This is a genomic window from Bradyrhizobium nivariense, from assembly GCF_029846695.2.
Lineage (GTDB): Bacteria > Pseudomonadota > Alphaproteobacteria > Rhizobiales > Xanthobacteraceae > Bradyrhizobium.
On record NZ_JARWCR020000001.1, the window covers coordinates 75,714 to 94,271 of the forward strand.

Annotated in this window: 16 protein-coding genes; 6 read left to right on the forward strand and 10 right to left on the reverse strand. The window is 63.9% G+C overall.

Annotated elements, in window-relative coordinates; all coding sequences use genetic code 11:
• Positions 1–42: 42 nt before the first annotated feature.
• Positions 43–819, forward strand: a complete 777-nt coding sequence (locus QCM77_RS00355) for a cyclase family protein (protein ID WP_279681381.1) — start codon at positions 43–45, stop codon at positions 817–819.
• On the opposite strand, the gene QCM77_RS00360 is transcribed toward QCM77_RS00355, so the two are convergent.
• Positions 816–1,541 carry a Crp/Fnr family transcriptional regulator gene (locus QCM77_RS00360; protein WP_279669204.1) on the reverse strand — a complete coding sequence of 242 codons (726 nt, stop codon included), beginning with the start codon at positions 1,539–1,541 and terminating at the stop codon, positions 816–818. The genes QCM77_RS00355 and QCM77_RS00360 overlap by 4 nt on opposite strands.
• Positions 1,542–1,819: 278 nt before the next feature.
• Here QCM77_RS00360 and QCM77_RS00365 point away from each other — a divergent pair, with 278 nt between their 5' ends.
• The gene (locus QCM77_RS00365; RefSeq protein ID WP_279681382.1) at positions 1,820–1,954 is read left to right on the forward strand and encodes a hypothetical protein; all 135 of its coding nucleotides are present in this window, start codon (positions 1,820–1,822) and stop codon (positions 1,952–1,954) included.
• Positions 1,955–1,963: 9 nt separating this feature from the next.
• Here QCM77_RS00365 and QCM77_RS00370 read toward each other — a convergent pair whose 3' ends face one another.
• Together QCM77_RS00370 and QCM77_RS00375 are read right to left on the reverse strand one after the other, a co-directional pair.
• The gene (locus QCM77_RS00370) at positions 1,964–4,657 is read right to left on the reverse strand and encodes a bifunctional acetate--CoA ligase family protein/GNAT family N-acetyltransferase (protein WP_279681383.1); all 2,694 of its coding nucleotides are present in this window, start codon (positions 4,655–4,657) and stop codon (positions 1,964–1,966) included.
• A 69-nt stretch (positions 4,658–4,726) separates the two neighbouring features.
• Entirely contained in the window at positions 4,727–5,566 is an 840-nt protein-coding gene (locus QCM77_RS00375) for a universal stress protein (RefSeq protein ID WP_279681384.1), read from the reverse strand.
• Positions 5,567–5,760: 194 nt separating this feature from the next.
• Here QCM77_RS00375 and QCM77_RS00380 point away from each other — a divergent pair, with 194 nt between their 5' ends.
• Positions 5,761–7,293, forward strand: a complete 1,533-nt coding sequence (locus tag QCM77_RS00380) for a bifunctional aminoglycoside phosphotransferase/ATP-binding protein (protein ID WP_279681385.1) — start codon at positions 5,761–5,763, stop codon at positions 7,291–7,293.
• 25 nt (positions 7,294–7,318) lie between these two features.
• Positions 7,319–8,293, forward strand: a complete 975-nt coding sequence (locus QCM77_RS00385; protein ID WP_279681386.1) for a CHAD domain-containing protein — start codon at positions 7,319–7,321, stop codon at positions 8,291–8,293.
• Between the two features lie 36 nt (positions 8,294–8,329).
• Here the strand turns inward: QCM77_RS00385 and QCM77_RS00390 are convergent, their stop codons facing one another.
• The 3 genes from QCM77_RS00390 to QCM77_RS00400 all read right to left on the reverse strand — a co-directional run bounded on the left by QCM77_RS00390 (position 8,330) and on the right by QCM77_RS00400 (position 11,169).
• Complete coding sequence (locus QCM77_RS00390; RefSeq protein ID WP_462804275.1) at positions 8,330–8,788, reverse strand: RidA family protein; 459 nt, start codon at positions 8,786–8,788, stop codon at positions 8,330–8,332.
• A 21-nt stretch (positions 8,789–8,809) separates the two neighbouring features.
• Positions 8,810–10,501: a benzoate-CoA ligase family protein gene (locus tag QCM77_RS00395; protein WP_279681388.1), complete on the reverse strand. Its 1,692-nt coding sequence runs from the start codon at positions 10,499–10,501 to the stop codon at positions 8,810–8,812.
• Between the two features lie 149 nt (positions 10,502–10,650).
• On the reverse strand, positions 10,651–11,169 hold the full coding sequence (locus tag QCM77_RS00400; protein WP_279667693.1) for a MarR family winged helix-turn-helix transcriptional regulator: 519 nt from the start codon (positions 11,167–11,169) through the stop codon (positions 10,651–10,653).
• Between the two features lie 249 nt (positions 11,170–11,418).
• Between QCM77_RS00400 and QCM77_RS00405 the strand changes: the two genes are divergently transcribed.
• On the forward strand, positions 11,419–12,594 hold the full coding sequence (locus QCM77_RS00405) for an ABC transporter substrate-binding protein (protein WP_279681390.1): 1,176 nt from the start codon (positions 11,419–11,421) through the stop codon (positions 12,592–12,594).
• 30 nt (positions 12,595–12,624) lie between these two features.
• The gene (locus QCM77_RS00410) at positions 12,625–13,080 is read left to right on the forward strand and encodes a cupin domain-containing protein (RefSeq protein WP_007601580.1); all 456 of its coding nucleotides are present in this window, start codon (positions 12,625–12,627) and stop codon (positions 13,078–13,080) included.
• 9 nt (positions 13,081–13,089) lie between these two features.
• Here QCM77_RS00410 and QCM77_RS00415 read toward each other — a convergent pair whose 3' ends face one another.
• The 4 genes from QCM77_RS00415 to QCM77_RS00430 form a co-directional block, all read right to left on the reverse strand.
• Positions 13,090–14,340, reverse strand: coding sequence for a flavin-dependent oxidoreductase (locus QCM77_RS00415; protein ID WP_279681392.1), 1,251 nt, complete (start codon positions 14,338–14,340; stop codon positions 13,090–13,092).
• 55 nt (positions 14,341–14,395) lie between these two features.
• Positions 14,396–16,747: a bifunctional salicylyl-CoA 5-hydroxylase/oxidoreductase gene (locus tag QCM77_RS00420; RefSeq protein ID WP_279681394.1), complete on the reverse strand. Its 2,352-nt coding sequence runs from the start codon at positions 16,745–16,747 to the stop codon at positions 14,396–14,398.
• A gap of 94 nt (positions 16,748–16,841) precedes the next feature.
• Complete coding sequence (locus QCM77_RS00425; RefSeq protein ID WP_279681396.1) at positions 16,842–17,678, reverse strand: enoyl-CoA hydratase family protein; 837 nt, start codon at positions 17,676–17,678, stop codon at positions 16,842–16,844.
• A gap of 43 nt (positions 17,679–17,721) precedes the next feature.
• On the reverse strand, positions 17,722–18,483 hold the full coding sequence (locus tag QCM77_RS00430) for an SDR family NAD(P)-dependent oxidoreductase (protein ID WP_279667688.1): 762 nt from the start codon (positions 18,481–18,483) through the stop codon (positions 17,722–17,724).
• Between the last annotated feature and the right edge of the window lie 75 nt (positions 18,484–18,558).

The window sequence follows — 18,558 nt, forward strand, 5'->3', positions numbered from 1 at the left end:
CAAGATGCTCCGAAGCAAAACGGACGATCCCGAGGAATGCCCATGCCGCGGAAGCTGATCGACATCTCCGTGCCGCTCAGAAACGACGTGACGGCCGATCCGCCGGGCAATCACCCGACGATCCAGTACATCGATCACCAGCAGGGCCTGCCGCGGATGCTGCAGTTCTTCGACGGTCTCAAGGCGCAGGATCTGCCGGACGGCCAGGGCTGGGCCGTCGAGCAAGTCTCGCTGTCGACCCATAACGGCACGCATCTCGATGCGCCCTGGCACTTCCATCCGACCATGAATCGCGGCGAGCGGTCATGGACGATCGACGAGGTGCCGCTGGAATGGTGCCTTCAGCCCGGCGTGAAGCTCGACTTCCGGCATCTCCCCGACGGCTACGTGGCGAGCGCCGACGACGTCGAGAAGGAGTTGAGGCGGATCGGGCATACGCTGTCGCCGCTGGAGATCGTCGTCGTCAACACCAGCGCCGGCGCGAAGTTCGGCCAGGCCGACTATGTCAGCTCCGGCTGCGGCATGGGCTACGAGGCCACCATGTATCTGCTCGAACGCGGCGTGCGGCTGACCGGCACCGACGGCTGGAGCTGGGACGCGCCCTTTGTCCACACCGCGAAGAAATATGCCGAAACGAAAGATGCCGGCCTGATCTGGGAAGGCCACAAGGCGGGACGGCACATCGGCTATTGCCATCTCGAGAAGCTGCACAATCTCGACCAGCTGCCTTCGACCGGGTTCACGGTCTCATGCTTTCCGGTGAAGATCGAGCGTGCCTCCGCGGGCTGGACCCGCGCCGTCGCGATCATTGGCAGCTAGCCGTCGAGCCCGCTCTCGGCGAGTTCGCGCAAGGCATCAATGTCGAGCACGACGATGGCGCCGTGCTCGAGGCGAACCCAATTGCGGCCCGCCCAGGCGCGCAATTGCTTGTTGATGCTCTCGCGCGTCATCCCCACCATCTCGCTGATCTCCTGCTGCGTGATGGCGAGCGTGCCGCTGCCGGAGTCGAACTTGCGCTCCTCGGTGAGGCCGAGCAGCGCGCTCGCAAGCCGGCCCGGCAGATTTTGCAGGATCACCTGCTCGACCTGCTGGCTGGTCCAGCGCAGGCGCGCGCAAAGCAGCTCGATGAATTTCATCGCCAGCGCCGGCTGGCTCTTCACGAACGGCAGGAAGTCCCGGCGATCGATGATGTAGAGCTCGCAATTGGTGTTGGCGGTCGCATCGGCCGACCGGGGCGCGCCATCGAGCACCGCGATCTCGCCGAAGATCTCTCCGGGACCGATCAGATTGAGAATGGCATTCCGCCCGTCGGGCGATGAGGAGGAAATCTTCACCGTCCCGGTGATCACCGCGAACAAATTGTTGCCGGGATCGCCCTTGGCGGCGATCGTCGCGCCGCGCTTCACCGTGCTGTGCTTGGCATAGCGGCAGAGCTGATCGAGCGCCTCCGGCTCCAGATCCGCGAAGATCGGGTGCTTGCGCAGGACCGATAGTTTGTTGCCCGCCGACTGTCGCGGGTCGCCGGTCTTGTCCTGAGGCACGCCGCGGGGCTCCTAAGACTGCAAGGCACTGAAGTTCCTGCGTAGTCAACGTTATCAGGCTTTTCAACCAGAAAGCACGCGCGCATCTGGAGGCAAATGCCGCGAAAATGCGGCGGCCGGGCCCGGAGTCCGCATCCGAAGGATGCGCCTATGCCTTTGGATAGATGCAGAGTTGCAGGTAACGCAAGTCGTATTGCGTTGAGGCGCTGCCGAACGCCCAGATCCACGGCGCATCCCTCGAAGTCCTTCAGCTCGAAGCGCGCGCACTCCAGGCCCAGATGTCGGGCGCCGTGCATCATCCGCTCGGCACGATCGCGCCGGTGCTGGTGCCGCTGATTGCGGTCATCGTCAAGAATTTGCGGAGGACGGCCAAGGACCCCGCCGCCGCAAATTCGGCTGAAGCGCGCTCCTAGCGGGCGCGCTCAGAGTTTCAGCCTGACGCCGCAAATATCCGGCTCGGCGGGATCCGGCTTCACCTCGAAGCCGAGCTGCCGGCACATCTCGAGCATCACGGTGTTCTCCCGGAGCACGTCGCCCGATATGGCTTTCAGCCCTTCCGACTTCGCGTAGTCGATGATCAACTGCATCAGGGCCCATCCCAGCCCCCTGCCCTTGAGATCGGACCGCAGCAGGATCGCGTATTCGCCGCTCTCGTAGATCGAGTCCGAATGGAGCCGGACCACGCCGACCATCTCGCCGGTGGCCTCGTCGAATGCGATGAAGGCCATCGCGCGCGCATAGTCGAGCTGGGTCAGACGCGCGATGAACTCGTGACTAAACTCCTTCATCGGCGCGAAGAAACGCAAACGAAGGTCGTGCGCCGTGACATGACGCAGGAATGCGTGGATGGTCGGCTCGTCCTCCGGACGCAGGGGCCGCGCGAAGATCCGCCAGCCGTCCTTGAGCTCGAGGCGGCACTCCCATTGCGACGGATAAGCTCGAACGGCGAAGTTGGCAGGGCTGGAGCCGGCAAACTTCCGTTGCGGCGGTCCAACCGCGACACGGGCATCGACCGCGGTTACGCCGGTCTCGTCCGCGAGCAGCGGATTGATGTCGAGTTCGCGGATCTCGGGAATGTCGGCGGCCATCTGCGCCAGTTTGACCAGAACCATGGCGACGGCGTCCGGCTTCACCGCCGGTACGTCCCGATAGGCCTTCAGCAGCCGTGACACGCGCGTGCGGTCGATCAGGTCGCGGGCCAGTTGCAGATCGAGCGGCGGCAGCGCAAGCGCCTTGTCGTTGATGATCTCGACCGCGGTCCCACCGCGACCGAACACGACGACGGTTCCGAAAGTCGGATCGTCGGCAAGGCCGAGGATCAACTCGCGCGCCTTCGCCTTGACGACCATCGCCTGCACGATGACGCCCTCAATTCGAGCTTTGGGACGCAGCTTCCTTGCCCGGGCGAGAATGTCGGTGGCAGCGGCGCGCACCGTCTCGGGCGTCGTCAGATTGAGCACGACGCCGCCGACGTCGGATTTGTGCACGATGTCGCGCGACATGATCTTCAGCACGACGGTGCCGCCTTTTGCGAGGATTTCTTTCGCGCAGGCTACCGCCTGCTCGACATCGGTGGCGGCATAGGTCGGAACCATTGCGATGTCATAAGCCTCCAGCAGAAGCTTGATCTCGACGGGCTCGAGCCATTCGCGACCGTCGGCGATCGCAGTCGTAACAATCTGCCTGGCAGCCTGGGCGTCAGGCACGAACGTATCGGGCATCGCCGGAGGGACCTGGCTCAGCTCCTCCACGACTTCGCGGTGCCTCACGAGGTACATGAAGCCGCGCACCGCGTCGTCTTCGGTCGGATAGTTCGGAATGCCGGCGCCGGACAGTGTTTCGATGATGTTCTGGTCGGCTCCGATCCAGGAGGCGAGCACGGGCTTGGCCCAACTGCGTTGCTTCTGGCGATATGCCTTAACGCGCTCGGTCACCATCGCCGCGATATCGGCAGCCGAGGCGATCGCTGTCTGTACATTGAGGACAAGGACGGCGTCATTGTCGGGATCGGCGAGCAGCACCTCCAGCGCCGCAGCGTAGCGCGAGGCGTCAGCGTCGCCCACGATGTCGACGGGATTTGCGCCGGACCAGGTCGACGGCAGCACGTCGTCGAGTTTCTTGCGCGCGTCCGCCGAGATGGTTGCTGGAATTCCGCCAAGCTCGACCAGCCGATCGACGGCGAGGACGCCAATGCCGCCGCCATTGGTCAGGATGGCGAGGCGCTTTCCGGTCGGCGATTCGACGCGGCCGAGCGTCTCGGCGCAATCGAACAGCTCGCGCAGATCCGAGACCCGCAGGACGCCCGCGCGGCGGAACGCCGCGTCATAGACGGCGTCGGCGCCCGCGAGCGCGCCGGTATGCGTGGCAGCGGCCTTCGCGCCCTGAGCCATGCGGCCGGACTTCACCACGACGACCGGCTTCACCCGCGCCGCGGTGCGCGCCGCCGACATGAACTTGCGCGCGTCCTTGATGGCCTCGATATAGAGCAGGATCGCGCGGGTCTTGTGATCCATCGCGAAATAGTCGAGCAGGTCGGCAATATCGACGTCGATCTGATCGCCGATCGAGACGATGCCGGAAAAGCCGACGCCGCGCTGCGCGGCCCAATCGACCATGCCGGCCGCGATCGCGCCCGATTGCGAGATCAACGCAAGGTTTCCCGCGCCCGGCATGTGCGCGGCAAAACTCGCATTGAGGCTCACCCCAGGCATCATGATGCCCAAGCAGTTCGGCCCGATCAGCCGCATGCCGTATTTGCGGGCCGCAGCGATTGCGGCCTCGTGCAGGGACCCCGGTCCGTGACCGAGCCCGGCCGAGACGATCAGTGCGCCCGCCGAGCCGCGACGACCGGCTTGATCGATGATGCCTGGAACCGTTCGCGCCGGCGCGGTGATGACCACGAGCTCGGGCACGAACGGCAGCCTGTCGAGGCTGCCCACCGCCGCGACGCCGCCGATCTCGGCATGACGCGGATTGACGAGGCCGAACTGCCCCGTGAATTCAGCCCTGCGGATGTTCTCCAGAACGGCGCGTCCGACGGAGACCGGACGGGCGCTCGCGCCGACGAGCGCAACCGAACGCGGCGACAGCAGATACTTCAGGCGATAGATTGACATGACAGCAAATGCGCCCGGTCGGTGGCGGTTCCGATGGTTGACGGTCGGGCCGATAAACTGGCTATCCGACTAGTGCGAGATCATAACCCAGCACGGTGGCTCGCCAATGACGGTCTTTGTCACACCGCCCCAAACGATCTCGTTCAGGCGCGAATGATGGTAGGCGCCCATCACGATCGCGTCGATGGCATGGGAATTCGCCCAGCTTCCGAGCACCTTGCCGATCGAACTGCCGTTGCCCTTCGCGGTTTCGAACGAGGCGTAGACCCCGTGTTCCCTCAAGTGGTCAATCAGAGCCGTCCCGGATTGCACGATCGCGTCGGATTTGTCGTCCGCCACGGTCACCACGCGAACCGAGGCGGCCGCCTGAAGGAGCGGGAGCGCGTCGCCGACCGCTCGCGCCGCACGCGCGGAGTGATCCCAGGCGATCATGACGCTCTCGAATTCCGGCCGCAGCTCGTCCACGTGCTGCTCCGGGCAGAGCAGCAGCGGTCGTCCGGATTCGAACAGGAACGTCTCGATGATGTGCTCGGTTCGACTGTCGTGCGGCTTGACGGGGACCAGCGTAAGATCGCTGAAGCGCGCATGCTCGGCCAGGATCGACGCGATCTGGTCTGCCGGTACCCTGGCCGACCGGCTTTGAGCGCGAATGTTGACGCGGGAGGTTGCATGGGTGAACGCATTCAGGAGATGCTGCATGTCGCTCGCCTCAAGCAACCCTTTTGCCTCGGCCGCATCGGAATCATCGGGGAGCACCACCTTCGGCCGCACGAAAACATCCTCCTCGAGTGCAAGCGCGGTGATCCGGGCACCGAGGTCGGCAGCAACGGCCACGCATTTCTCGATCGCAGCAAGAGCCGGCCCGCGCGGCTGGCCGACGAGCGGTAGAAAGACGTCCTTGATGGGCATCGGGATTCTCCTTGGCCGCCAGAATAGGCCGGCTTTGGTCGGGACGCTTGATCCTCGTCAAGCCCGGGGAACTCCGACCGGCCGGACGGAGACCAGCGTTGACAGAAGTCAAGGACTGGCCGCGATCTGCGTCTAAGGGTTACCCTGGTCGCCGGGCGGGCCGCCTTCCGACGCATCTGGATGTAGCAGCTGGAATGACAGACGATTCTGCGACCCAGGACCGGATCTTTGCGGCGCTCACCAATTCCGCTGGGCATCCGGACGTGAGGCGGATCGATACGCACGCAGCTTCGGTCTTTCTCGAAGGCAGGCGCGCGCTGAAAATCAAGCGCGCCGTGCAGTTTCCGTTTCTCGATTATTCGACGCTCGAGAAACGCAAGGCGGCCTGCGAGGAGGAGCTCAGGATCAACCGGCCGCTGGCGCCGCAGATCTATCATCGCGTCGTGGCGATCACGCAAGAGGCCGATGGATCGGTGAAGGTCGACGGAAGCGGCCGGCCGATCGAGTATGCGGTCGACATGTCGCGCTTCGACGAGAGCCGGACGCTGGATCACCTGGCCAAGGCCGGTCCGCTGGATGCCAACCTTGCCTCGGCAGCCGCTGACGCCATCGTGGCTTCGCATGCGGCGGCGCCCCGCGCCGACGGCCAGGCATGGGTTTCATCCATCCCCGGCCTGATCGACGGCAACAGCAATGGCCTGCGGACCGGCAACCATTTCGAAGCTGAAGAGATTGCACAGCTCGGCACAGCCTCGCTCGCGACGTTCCTGCGCCTCCGACCGCTGCTCGTAGAGCGCGGCCGTCAGGGCTTCGTGCGCCGCTGCCACGGCGACCTCCATCTTGCGAACATTGTGTCGATCGACGAACAGCCGGTGCTGTTCGATGCCATTGAGTTCGACGCCCAGATGGCAACCATCGACGTGCTCTATGATCTCGCATTCACGCTGATGGACTTGCTGCGCCATGATCAACCACGCGCGGCCAACATCGTGCTGAACCGATATCTCGCCGCGACGCCGGCCGAAAATCTCGACGCGCTCTCCGCATTGCCGCTGTTCATGTCCATTCGGGCGGCGATCCGCGCCCAGGTGGCCCTGGCACGGCTGAAGCCGCCGCATTCTGATGATCCGGGCTTTCTCGACGACGCACGGCGCTATTTTGGCCTCGCCCGGGCGCTGATCCATCCTCCCGCACCCCGGCTGATTGCGGTCGGCGGACTGTCAGGCACCGGAAAGACGGCTTTGGCGCACGCGCTGGCGCCGGTGGTTACGCCGCAGCCGGGGGCCGTCGTGCTGCGCAGCGATGTCGTCCGCAAGGAAATGTTCGGGGTCGAGGACTTGGACCGGCTGCCGGCATCCGCATACACGCCGGAGGTTACAGCCCGCGTTTACGACATGTTGGCTCAGCACGCCCGGCGGGTGCTGGCGCAAGGCCATTCGGCGATCATCGACGGCGTATTTGCCCGTGAGGACGAACGCGACGCGGTCGCCGCACTGGCGCGCGAGCGCAACGTTCCGCTGAGCGGCCTGTTTCTGGTTGCGGACCTCGCGACCCGGCAGGCGCGGATCGGCAGCCGCCGGGGCGACGCATCCGACGCCACGCAAGAGGTTGCCGCGCTGCAAGAGCACTATAATATCGGCCATGTCGGTTGGGCGACCATCGATGCATCCAGGACGCAAGAGCAGACGCTCCAGAACTGCCGGGACGCGATCACTGCGGGCAAATAAGGCAATCTGATTGACGCGGGCAAGGATGGCGCGACCCAGCACGAGTTCGACGGCGACCGCGCGCGCCAAGCCTGCGGCGAGGCGCAATGCCCTGCCCGGCCGCCTCAGCCCCGGCATGGTCTGCGACACGGCCTTCCGGATCATCGCCCGCCGTCACCTCGACGCCGTTCTGGCCCAGCATGACGGCACCTGCCGAGGCGATCCGGAGGCGCTGCACCAGATCCGCATCGCACTGACGCATCTGCGCACCGCCATCCGCTTCTTCTCGCCGATGGTCGACGACGCCCTGCGGCCGGATGTCTGGGCCGAACTGAAATGGCTGAACAGCCAACTCGGCATGGTGCGGGACCTCGACGTGGCGATCGAGCGAGTCCTCGCCGAGAGCGGTGGCGAGTTGACCGTGATTGCCGAGCTCCAACATTGGGACGAGAAGCGCGCCGAGAGCCACCGCCTGCTGGCCCGCGCGCTGCAATCCGCGCGGTATCGCCGTCTCGTCGAACAGACGTCGGCCTGGATCGAGAGCGGTCCCTGGTCGACCCGGCGCAGCAAGGAGGCCATCAGATTGCGCCGCTGCTCGCTCGCCGACCACGCGACGGCGCAACTGACGGAATGGGAAAAGACGCTGCTCAAGAAAGCGCGCAAGCTCCGCAAGCTCGACGTCGAGAAGCGTCACAAGCTGCGGCTTCTCAACAAGCGGCTGACCTATTCGATCGAATCGCTCGAGGACCTGTTCGCCGACGACTCGTTGACGAAGCAGAAGTCCATCCTCAAGCAATTGCGCAAGGCGCAAAAGTCCCTCGGACAATTGAACGACGATGCCCGTGGGCAAACTCTGGCAGCGTCGTTGAACGAGGCCGTCCCCGAGGCAGGCATTCGCTTCCTCAACCGCAAGCGGGAACAGAAGCTGTTGCGAACCGCTTCGAAAGCCTACCGGAAACTGGACGAGGCCAAGCCGTTCCGCTCCGCCGACCTTGCGCTGAATGCGGAGCCTGAGGATTAGGTGACCTCGCCAAGGCAAGCTGAAATCGAACGCAATTCAGCGCGGAATCACGGCGGTAGCTTCGATCTCGACGCGCGCCGCCTTCTCGACGAGGCGGACCACCTGCAACAGCGCCATCGCCGGATAGTGCGCGCCGAAGATGGTGCGGTAGACCTTGCCGAGCTCTTTCAGGTTCGTCAGGTACTCGTCCATGTCGACGACGTACCAGGTCAGGCGCACCAAATGCTCGGGCCGCGCCCCGGCCTCCGCGAGGATCTCGGCGATGTTGCTCAGGATCTGGCGCACCTGCGCGACAAAACCCTCCGCGAGACGCTCCTCGGCATCCCAGCCGATCACCCCGCCCGTGACGACGATGCGTCCCTCGGCGGCCATGCCGTTGGCATAGCCTTTCGGCACCGGCCAACCGGACGGCTGGAGCACCTGCGCCTTGGAGCGGGTTTCGTCCTCGGCTGCTGTCGGCAGCACCGCGAGCTTCGGGCCTTTCGGCGTCGTCACGGACAATTCTCTATCCTTCTCTCATTTCGCCGCGACGCCAGAGGACGTCACCGCGGCCTGCGCCAATTGCCGCAGGGCAAAGCGCTTTAGTTTGCCGGTCTCGGTCTTCGGCAGTTGCGTCACGAACTCGATTGCGCGCGGATATTTGTAGGGCGCGATCTCGCGTTTGACATGCTCCTGCAACGCTGCCACGAGCTCGGCGTCCGGCGTTACGCCCGGCGCGGCAATGACATAGGCCTTCACGATCATGCCGCGCGCCTCGTCCGGCGCACCGACGACCCCGCACTCGACGACCGAGGGATGGGTGAGCAGCGCCGCCTCGACGTCCGTGCCTGCGATGTTGTAGCCGGCCGACACGATCATGTCGTCCGAGCGCGACTGGTACCAGAAATAGCCCTCGCTATCCATCAGATAGGTGTCGCCCGTGATGTTCCAGCCGTTCTGGACGTATTTGCGCTGCCGCTCGTCGGCGAGATAGCGGCATCCGGTCGGCCCGCGTACCGCGAGCTGTCCTATCGTGCCCGGCGGCACGTCATTGCCGGAATCGTCGACGATCTTCGCTTCATACCCCGGCACGGGCTTGCCCGTCGCGCCCGGGCGAATCTCGTCCTCGGTCGCGCTGATGAAGATGTGCAGCAGCTCGGTCGAGCCGATGCCGTCCATCAGCTTGATGCCGGTCGCCTTGAGCCAGGCATCGAATGTCGGCTTGGGCAGCGTCTCGCCGGCGGACACGCACTTGCGGAGCGAGGAAATGTCGCGGCCCGGAAGCTTGCCAATCATCGCCCGGTACGCGGTCGGCGCGGTGAAGCAGACCGTGGACTTGTACCGCTCGATCGCATTCAGAATGTCGTCGGGCGTTGTCTTCTCCAGAACGACGAAGGAGGCGCCGATGTGCATCGGAAACAGCACGCCGCCGAAGCCAAACGTGAAGGCGAGCGGTGCCGAGCCGACGAAACGATCCTTCTGCTCCGCGCGCAAGATGTTGCGCGCATAACCATCGCAGACCGCCAGCATGTCACGATGGAAATGCATGGTGCCCTTGGGATCGCCGGTCGTGCCCGACGTGAAGGCGATCAGGCAGACGTCGTCGGAGGCGGTATCGACAGCTCTGAACTCCGGGCTTGCATCCGCCGTCAGCGCTTCGAGCGAGTCGCCGGCGCCGTTGCCCCAATAAACCACGTGCTTGAGACCGGGGGCTGCGGCTTTCGCCTTCTCCATTTCCTCGGAGAGCTTGCCATCGCAGAGCGCGAGCGTGATCTCCGCTTTCTGGATCGGATAGGACAGCTCCTTGGCGCGCAACAGCGGCATCGTCGCCACGACGATACCGCCGGCCTTGATTACCGCCAGATAAGTCGCGACCATCATCGGATTGTTGGCCGAGCGTAGCAGCACGCGCCCGCCAGTGACGAGACCAAGCTTGCCGACCAGCACGTTGGCGATGCGGTTCACGAGCGTTTGCAGCTCGCGATAGGAGTAGCTGGCAGCGGGGCTGATGACGCAAGGGGCGTCGCCATGTCCCTGCTCGACCCAGCGGTCGAGGAAATAGCTGACGCAGTTCAATCGCGGCGGATACTGCAGTTCCGGCCGCGTGAAGATGAATTCGGGCCAAAGCTCGCGCGGCGGAAGATGCTGCCGCGCAAACGTATCGACATGGGCCGTTGCGGTGTTGCCGTCATCCGAGCCCGTCACTTGAATCTTGGCGGCGTTGGCCATCGCACGCTCCTTTCAGCATGGAAAGCACCCGGCAGCACTAACTTGAAAACATTTTATGCTTAAAACAATTTGGCGCAATAGCGGATTTTGGGCATCCCGTGCTTTTTCCGGCGGCAAAGTGGGATCGGCGGACGCGTCGGCCCGCGGGCCTAGGCCCTGCGGCGACCGGCCGATTTCTGCGCCGACGCCTTGGTCTTGGCGAGGAGCCGCATCAATTCGCGCACATCCTTCGGCGTCAGATCGGCGAAGAGATCGGCAATCCAGGTCTCGTGGTCCGCGGCCATTCTGCGAAACTCGGCACGCCCGAGTTTCGTGAGCCGGATCACCTGAACGCGGCGGTCCGTCTCCGAAGTGCGGCGGTCGAGATGACCGGATTCCACGAGGCGTTCGACGAGGCCGGTCACGTTGCCGTTCGACACCATCATGCGCTTGGAGACGTCGGACAGCGTCATGCCGTCAGGCGCCTTGTCGAGCTGCGCCATCAGGTCGAAGCGGGGCAATGTGACGTCGAAGCGCTGCCGCAACCGGCCACGGACCTCGCCCTCGATCAGGGTCGTGCAGGTCAAGAGGCGCAGCCACAGCCGAAGCTCTTCGGCGTGATCCTCCGGAGTTTCGACGGCCTTGGTCTCGGAATCGAGCATGTTGATGCAGTCACTCACGGCCGGCATTGGCGCCCGGCACGGATTCCCAACGTTTTGAGCTTCAAATAAATCGAGGCCGGCTGCAAGCCTAAAGCCGCAACAATCGACCGCACGCGGATTTCTTTAGGCTTCAAACAATTGGCGCGCCGCTTGCATGCGCCGCTGCCCGCAGGATGACGACGCCTTGAGCTCGCTTGCCGCGGCAGCAATCATCGGCATAAGCTTGGATCGGAGTAGCGGCTTGCAACGCAAGACCTGTTATCACGGGGACAGATCATGAAGACGCAAATGACCTTGGCCGCAGCCGCCGTGCTGCTTGGCACCGCGGTGAGCCCTGCCCTCGCCCAGGAGAAGATCAAGCTGGGTGTGATCGTGACCCTCTCGGGGCCCGCCGCCGCGCTCGGCCAACAGGTTCGCGACGGCTTTGCTCTCGGGGTGAAGGATCTCGGCGGCAAGATGGGCGGCCGCGATGTCGAGGTCGTCGTGGTCGACGACGAATTGAAGCCGGACGCAGCGGTAACCAAGGTCAAGGGCCTTCTGGAGCGCGACAAGGTCGACTTCGTGGTCGGCCCGATCTTCTCCAACATCCTCCAGGCGATCCACCGGCCGGTCACGGAATCGAAAACCTTCCTGATCAGCCCCAATGCCGGCCCGTCTACTTTTGCCGGCAAGGACTGCAATCCGTTCTTCTACGTGACCTCGTACCAGAACGATCAGGTGCACGAAATCCTCGGCAAGGTCGCGCAGGATCGCGGCTACAAGCGCATGTACCTGATGGTACCGAACTATCAGGCCGGCAAGGACTCGGTGGCCGGCTTCAAGCTCGACTACAAGGGTGAGATCGTCGAAGAATCCTACATGCCGCTGAACACGCTGGACTTCCAGCCGGAGCTTTCCAAGATTTCATCGCAGAAGCCCGATGCTCTCTTCACGTTCATGCCCGGCGGTCTCGGGGTCAATCTCGTCAAGCAATACCGGCAGGCTGGCCTCGCCGACAGCATTCCGGTGCTCTCGGCCTTCACGGTGGATGAATCGACCCTGCCGGCGCAGCAGGACGCGGCCGTCGGCATGTTCGGCGGCGCGAACTGGGCACCCAATCTCGACAATCCCCAGAACAAGAAGTTCGTCGCCGCCTACGAAACCGCCTATAACGGCGTGCCCGGCACTTACGCCTTCCAGGCGTATGATGCCGCGATGCTGATCGACAGCGCCGTCAAAACCGTGAAGGGCGACCTCTCCAACAAGGACGCGGTCGCGGCCGCTCTGAAGAAGGCCGACTTCACCTCGCTTCGCGGCGCCTTCAAGTTCAACACCAACGGCTATCCGATCCAGGACTTCTACCTGACCAAGGTCGCCAAGCGTGCGGACGGCAAATTCCAGACCGAGATCGTCCAGAAAGTCTTTGAGAATTACGGAGACCGCTATGCCAAGGATTGCAAGGCGGCGAACTAAGGCTGCGCGTTGCGTTAAGGGAGGACAGCAATGAAGAGCGAAATCACCGGCATCACGCGGGCCAATGAGGGGATCCAGGGCATTTCCTGGAACATCCTCGGCCAGACCTACGTGCCGAAGAGCAATACCGAGCACAGTTTTTCCTGGCATGCGACCCTGCCGCCTGGAACATTCGTGCCGCCGCACATTCATCCCGACCAGGATGAGTATCTCTACATGCTGGAGGGCAAGCTCGATTTCATGCTCGGCAATTCCGAGTCGCAGGCAACTGCGGGCGACCTGATCCGGCTCGGCATGGGCGTGCCGCACGGCATCTTCAACAAATCGGAGCAGACCGCAAAAGTGCTGTTCTGGGTCTCGCCGACCCGCAAGCTGTTCGACCTGTTCTGGGGCCTTCACAACATGAAGGAACAGAAGCCGGAGGACGTGGTGGCGATGGCGGCCGAGTTCAACATCCACTTCCTGCCGCCGCCTCCCGGCGGCTAGCAGCGCATCTTAAGCGCGCACCGCCGCCAGTCCCGGCACTGCGGCGAAGCCGGCCTTGGTGGCATAGCCGCGCACGATGGCCTCGCGCTGGGAATAGCTCAGCACGTTGTCGACATTGTCGAAACCGTCGGGTGCGAGCTGCTCGACCGCGTCGATGACGCCCTCGGGGCCGCCGCGCCGGTTGGAACGGACGATGTCCGCGGTCATTGGCAGGCGCTTTTTCTCGTATTCAAGCAACGCCTGGCGCGGATGCTCGGCCCGCACCAGCGCGTCGGCGAGGCAGCGCGCGTCGAGGATGGCCTGCGAGGCGCCATTGGAGCCAACCGGATACATCGGATGTGCGGCATCGCCGAGCAGCGTGACGCGCCCGGACGACCAATAGGGCAAGGGATCGCGGTCGCAGGTCGGATACTCGTAGAATTCGGGCGTTGCCGAGATCAGGCTCTTCACGTCGATGTAAGGCACCGAAAAGCGCGCCACATGCGGCATCAGCTCCTCGCGCCGGCCCGGCCGCGACCAGTCTTCCTTCCGCGGCGGCGGGGCATTGCCCTCGCCAACCTTCACCAGCACCGCCCAGTTGGTGAGACGGCTCGCCGGGCTCGATCCCTCCGCGATCGGATAGATCACCACCTTGGCGTTGAGGCCACCGGCGACGATCATCGACTTGCCGGTCAGGAACAGCGGCCAGTCCCGCGCACCGCGCCACAGCATCAGGCCATTCCAGCACGGCGGTCCCTCGCTCGGGAATAGAGTGTCGCGGACCCGCGAATGGATGCCGTCGGCACCAATCAGAATGTCGCCGCGCGCCGTGTGGATGTGCGCGCCGGAGCGGTCGAAGAAGTAAGCGGTGACGCCGCCCTCGTCCTGTGTGAAGGCGCCGAGGCGGCAGCCGGTGTGGATTGCCTCCGGCCCAAGCCGCTCCTCGACGGCCCGATGGATGACGCCCTGAAGGCGGCCGCGGTGGATCGAGAATTGCGGCACATCGTGGCCGGCGTCGATGCCGCGGGCTTCGCGCCAGACCTCCTGGCCGTGACGGTTGAGGTAATAGAGCTGGTCGGTGCGGATCGCGACATCGTCGAGCTGCTGGAGCAGACCGAGGCCCGCGAGCTCGCGCATGGCATGCGGCAGCGTGTTGATGCCGACGCCCAGTTCGCGGATGGTGTCGGACTGCTCGAAAATCTCGCAAGCCAGGCCACGCGAGCGCAGCATCAATGCGGTGGTGAGACCACCGATACCGCCACCGACGATAATCGCCTTCATCGCCCTCACTCCACTCGATACACACCAGGCAATGCGGCTAAATTCGCACGGGCGGTCACTCGGCCGCAAGCGGCTTTGTCGCCTCCGCCTTGAGCTCGGCCCGGGTCTTCGGCTTAGCCTTAATTCTCAGCTCCTCGAGATCCTGCCGATCGCGCACGCTGTTGCGGAAAATCTGATCTTTCCCGGGAATATATTGCGGCGGGCAGAACGCGTCGCCCGCTCCGTACCAGGCCGCCGCCCTCATGGTGAAGAAGGGATCGACCAGGTGCGGCCGACCGAGCGCGACGAGGTCCGCCCGGCCAGCGGCCAAGATGGTGTTGGCCTGGTCCGCCGTCGTGATGTTGCCGACGCACATGGTGGCCACCCGCGCCTCGTTGCGGACCTGGTCAGAGAACGGCGTCTGGAACATGCGGCCATAGATCGGCTGCGCATCGCGCACGGTCTGACCGGTCGAGACATCGACGAGATCGACGCCGGCTTCGGCAAAAGCACGCGCGATCTCCACCGCGTCGTCGCCGCCGATACCACCCTCGGCCCAGTCGGTCGCGGAAATGCGCACCGACATCGGCTTGTGCGACGGCCACACGGCCCGCAGCGCCTCGAAGATTTCCAGTGGAAAACGCAGGCGATTTTCGAGCGAGCCGCCAAAATCGTCAGTCCGTGTATTCGTCAGCGGCGAGATGAAGCTCGCAAGCAGATAGCCATGGGCGCAGTGCAGTTCGAGCATGTCGAAGCCGCAGCGTTCGCCGCGCTCGGCCGCCGCGACGAAGGCGTCCCTCACCGCATCCATGCCGGCACGATCGAGCTCGCCCGGAACCTGGCTGTCGGGGAAATAGGGCAGCGGCGATGCGGAAAAGACCTCCCAGCCGCCTTCGTCCAGCGGCCGATCGATGCCATCCCACATCAGCTTGGTCGCGCCCTTGCGCCCGGCGTGCCCCAATTGCAGGCAGATTTTTGCGGCAGAATTGGCATGGACGAAATCCACGATGCGCCGCCAGGACGCCTCCTGCTCGTCATTCCACAGTCCTGCGCAGCCGGGCGTGATGCGGGCGTCGCGGGCAACGCAGGTCATCTCCGTGAAGATCAGGCCTGCACCGCCGATCGCGCGCGATCCGTAATGCACCAGGTGGAAATCGGTCGGCACGCCCTCCTTCGCCGAATACATGCACATCGGTGACACCACGGCGCGATTGGCGAGCTCCATCTCGCGCAGCCGGAATGGCTGGAACAACGGCACCATCGGCTTCTTGGTGTCGACTTCAAAACCGCTGTCACGAACACGCCTGGCAAACGATCTCTCGACCTCCGCCACGAAGTCAGGAGCGCGGAGTTTCAGATTGTCATAGGTGATCGCCTTCGAGCGCGTCATCACGCCGAAGGCGAACTGCACGGGATCAAAATCCCAGAAGCGGTCGACATGCTCGAACCAGACCAGCGAGACGTCAGCGGCGTGCTGCGTCTTCTCGACCTCCTCACGCCGCCCGTGCTCATAGAGATCGAGCGCCGCCTTGATACTGGGCGCCTTCTCCATCGCCTCGGCCAGCGCGATCGCGTCTTCCATTGCGAGCTTGGTGCCCGAGCCGATCGAAAAATGCGCGCTCGCCTTGGCGTCGCCGAGCAGCACCATGTTGTCCTTGACCCAGCGCTTGCTGCGGATCATCGGGAAATTGCGCCACGTCGAGCGGTTGGTGCGCAGTTGATGCCCTTCGAGGAACCAACCGAAGATCTCGGCCATCCGCGCGGCGGACTGAGTCTCGTTCAGACCCGTCAGTCCCGCGCGCTCGAACGTCTCCGGATCCGTCTCAAAAATCCAGGTCGAGTGCCCGGCTTCATATTGATAGGCATGGGCGATGAACGGCCCCCACTCCGTCTCCTGGAAGATGAAGGTGAAGGCATCCAGCGGCCTGGTCGAGCCCATCCAGGCGAACTTGTTGGTACGGAGGTCGATTTCCGGCTCGAAATGATCGACGTATTTCTCACGGAAACGACTGTTGACGCCGTCCGCGAGCAGAATGAGATCAGCATCGGCGAAGCGGGACTCGTCGTCGACGTCCGCTTCGAAATGCAAGACGACGCCAAGCTCGCGCGCCCGCTCCTGCAGGATCAGGAGCAGTTTTTGCCGCGAGCAGCCACAAAAGCCGTTGCCGCCGACCCGATGGACCGTTCCGCGGAAGTGCACGGCGATGTCATCCCAGTAGGCAAATTCCTGGGTGATACGGCGATAGCTCGGAAGATCGTGCTTCTCGAAATTATCCAGCGTGGCATCTGAGAACACCACGCCGAAGCCGAAAGTGTCGTCGGCGCGGTTGCGCTCGTACACCGTGATCTCAGCGCTCGGCCGCTGCTTCCTAAAGAGGATTGCAGCGTAGAGACCCGCAGGTCCGCCACCGATGATCGCGACTTTCATGGGAGCCTCGCCAATTCAACCCGCCGAAACTATTTTAAGCCTAAAATAATTTCGCGCAAGTCCCCATTGCAGCAGGCTGCCGGCAAAGTCCGACTTAGTCGCCCCTGAAGACCGGCTTGACCTTGTTGGTGAAGGCCTCGAAGGCCCGTTCGAAATCGGCCGTCGTCATGCACAGGGCTTGTGCAACAGCTTCCGCCTCGATCGCTTCATCCACCGACATCGCCCATTCCATGGCCAGCATCCGCTTGGTCATGGTGTTGGCGAAGGTCGGCCCCTCCGCGATCTGCTTGGCAAGCACTTGTGCCTGGGGCAGCACCTGCTCCGGCGTGACGAGACGGCTGAAGAAGCCCCAGCGCTCGCCCTCTTCCGCGGTCATGAACCGGCCGGTGTAGAGCAATTCGGAGGCGCGGGACTGTCCGATGATCCGCGGCAGGATTGCGCACGCACCCATGTCACAACCGGCAAGGCCCACCTTGTTGAAGAGGAATGCGACCTTGGCCCCGCTCGCCGCAAGCCGCATGTCCGACGCCATGGCGATGATCGCGCCCGCGCCGGCGCAGATGCCCTCGACGGCGGCAACGATCGGTTGCGGGCATGCCCGCATCGCCTTGACGAGGTCGCCGGTCATCCGCGTAAACGCCGTCAGCCCCTTGGTGTCCATCTTCACGAGCGGACCGATGATCTCGAACACATCGCCGCCGGACGAAAAATTGGCACCGGCACCCGTGACGACGATGGACTTGACCGCATCGTCGAACGCGCAGGCCCGGAAGAAGTCGGTGAGCTCGCGATAGCTCTCGAAGGTCAGCGGATTCTTCCGTTCGGGACGATTGAGCGTGACTGTCGCAACACCGTCGACCACGGCCAGCAGGAAGTGCTGCGGCGAATAGTCCGCGAGCGGTAAGGTCACGGGATTGGCTGGCCTGCTCATGCGATCTCCTTAGCTTCCTTGTTCCGCGCCTGCGCCATGCGCGCTAAATCTCACCACCGGCAACAGCGATCGCCTGTCCGGTGATTGCACCGGCGCCCTCGCCGCACAGCCAGAGCACGGCATCCGCGACCTCCCGAGGAGAGATCAGCCGTCCCTGCGGATTATGTTTCGCGAGCTCGGCAATCGCCTGCTCGCGGCTACGCCCCGTCTTTTTCATGATGTTCTCGATGCTGCCGGCGACCAGATCGGTGTCGGTGAAGCCGGGACACACCGCGTTTACGGTCACGCTGCTGCCAGCCATCTCGATAGCAAGGGAACGCACGAGACCGACCACAGCGTGCTTGGCCGCAGTGTACGCGCTGACATAGGCATAGCCCTTGAGCCCCGCCGTCGACGCGATCGCGACGATACGGCCATAGGGACGATCCCTCATCCCCGGCAGCACACCGCTGATAGCATGGACCACGCCCATGAAATTGACGTCCATCATGCGCGCGAACAGGGCGCTGTCGGATTTGGAGAACGGCGCGGACTCGGCACTTCCCGCGTTGGCGATCAGAATGTCGATCGGCTGCCGCGCACTCGCTTCAGCGATGGCGACTTTCAATGAGGTTTCATCCGAGACGTCGGCGACGGCCACAAAATGCGCGGCCCCTGCGCTGACGACCTCTTCAAGCGTCGCAGCGTTCCGGCCAAGGACGGTCACCGTCGCACCGGCCTCGACGAGCGCGGCTGCGATGGCGCGACCGATGCCGCGACCGCCACCGGTCACAAGCGCGTGCGGCGAATGCGGTAATCCGGACATGCACTGGCTCCCTTGCAATCTGCTGATCGCTCTCTCGATATATTTTAACCTTCAAACTTTTGCAAACAAAGGTCG